The 2122-nt window shown below is 36.6% G+C and carries 3 protein-coding genes; all 3 read right to left on the bottom strand.

Annotated features, from left to right (window positions below):
• Positions 1–530 (bottom strand): IS630 family transposase (locus tag BHECKSOX2_RS05245; protein WP_425356608.1); only part of this gene is annotated, 530 nt, incomplete at its 3' end.
• Positions 496–657, bottom strand: coding sequence for a winged helix-turn-helix domain-containing protein (locus tag BHECKSOX2_RS10590; protein ID WP_139682758.1), 162 nt, complete (start codon positions 655–657; stop codon positions 496–498). The genes BHECKSOX2_RS05245 and BHECKSOX2_RS10590, both read right to left, overlap by 35 nt.
• A 98-nt stretch (positions 658–755) precedes the next feature.
• Positions 756–1856, bottom strand: a complete 1101-nt coding sequence (locus BHECKSOX2_RS05240; RefSeq protein WP_139682757.1) for a PstS family phosphate ABC transporter substrate-binding protein — start codon at positions 1854–1856, stop codon at positions 756–758.
• Positions 1857–2122: the final 266 nt, after the last annotated feature.

Here is a 2122-nt window from a genome sequence, read left to right as displayed (position 1 = left end):
CTACTACACAAGTTTTCAATAAAACCATCCTCACTTAGTATTTCATTCCAAGCCTGGCAAGATCTTTCAACAATATCATCATAATTTTGGAATGTAGTATTAGACAAAAATCTTTGTTTAATCTGTTGCCATAGTTGCTCCACTGGATTCAGTTCTGGAGAATAAGGCGGTAATGGTAATAATGTAACATTGCTAAAACAACGAATTGCTTTCGTCATATGCCATCCTGCCCTATCTACAATCACTAAAGCCCGTCTATCTTTTGCTGTGGCTTGAGATATTAATCTTAAATGTTCTATCATGCCTGCAGTATTAGCAACAGGTAGCATTAGCCCTAGTGCTTTATCTTTAGCTGGACACACAACACCAAAAATATATCCGTATTCAAATTGCTGCTGACGAACTGCCCTAGGTCTAGTGCCTTTTTCTGCCCATATTCTGGTAACAGAACCTTGTTGCCCAATCCTAGTTTCATCTTGAAACCAAACATCGACTTTATTTAAGTCTGTGTCCGCAGGTAAGACTTCTATTGCCTTTTGTTTGAAGTTTTTTATATAGCTCTTGCGCTTCTTTGTCTTGTTTTGGATGTTTAGATCTAGCACTTATCCAGCTTAATCCTAATTTGGAGAATTCAACCCATAAGTGCAACACTTCCATTCAGACATACCTATAAAAAAGGCTAAAACGAATTCGTTTTAGCCTTTTTAAGTGGCGACTAACTTAATTCAGTCGCTAGATTCAACGCAATATAGCGCCTACATCTTAAGTGATATTAGATTATTGGCCGAATGACTCATATTTTGGCGTTCGCTATCAGATAGCGGGATTAGCCCCTTATCAGTCAAATATCCGTCCTCGCCCCAGGCATATTCACTGGTAAATTCAGCAATAAATGCCTTAATGCCTGGTATCTTCCCAATATGACTCTTCTTAACATAGAAATACAAAGGTCTTGAAATTGGATATGAGCCATTGGCGATTGCTTCAAAATCAATTTTAACACCATCAATAATAGCACCCTGAACCACATCGCTATTTTGATCTAAAAAACTATACCCAAAAACGCCTAATGCGTTAGGATTTGCCCTTAATTTTTCAACGATAAGGTTGTCGTTTTCTCCCGCTTCAATGTAGGCGCCATCTTCACGAATTGAATGGCAAATACTTTTATACTTTTTCTTTAACTGAGAAGCAAGGGATTTGTTGCCAGATTTTTTAGCAGCTTTTGAATCTTTTTTGATTTGCTTAATCCAGCTATAGGTAAAACACCCTCCCTGTAGTGCTAATTCTACAAATGCATCGCGTGTTCCAGAGGTTGGTGGTGGTCCCAATACCTCAATTTTTGCATTAGGTAACTTTGCGTTAATATCGCTCCATTTTGTATATGGATTATCAACTAATTCGCCTGTTTTTAACGCTGGAATTTGCTTAGCCAGTGCTAGGAATAATTCTTTACGAGTCAAGTTAAAAACTGGGCTTTTCTTAGAATTAGCAACAGCAATACCATCAAATCCAATCTTAACTTCAACAATATCCTTAACGCCATTTTTCTGACATTTTTTATACTCACTACTTTTCATTCTACGAGAAGCATTGGTAATATCTGGCGTAGCAATACCATTCCCAGCACAAAACAACTTCATACCACCACCAGAACCAGTAGATTCAATTTTTGGTGTTTTAGAGCCTGTGTTTTTCCCATAAGTTTCAGCAACTACTGTTGCAAAGGGATAAACCGTTGACGACCCAACTATATCAATGTGACTTCTAGAGGCTAATGCACCATAAGATGAAATAGATAAAGTCATAATAGCTGTAGAAGCAAGTGTTGCTACTAATTTATAATTATTTATCATGTGTTTTTTCTCCGTTTTTATTAAATTATGGGCAAAGTTTAATCAATGAATATGACAGAATTATGACAATAAAGTTTATTTACGCCTAAAAACATTTTTCTCTATTTTTTACCTTCCTCTACTCATTGAACGCAATAATCCCTTAACCCTTTTAACCGCCGCATTGCTTTAAAAATATCCACCCCAGTTTTAAGATTATGACTCATGGCAATGAGTTGCGCTCTAGCCTTGTTTTTCTCTATTCCAATACTCAATAACAAGAGAAT

The organism is thiotrophic endosymbiont of Bathymodiolus puteoserpentis (Logatchev), from assembly GCF_900127505.1.
Lineage (GTDB): Bacteria > Pseudomonadota > Gammaproteobacteria > PS1 > Pseudothioglobaceae > Thiodubiliella.
This window is presented reverse-complemented; position numbering and strand designations above follow the sequence as displayed.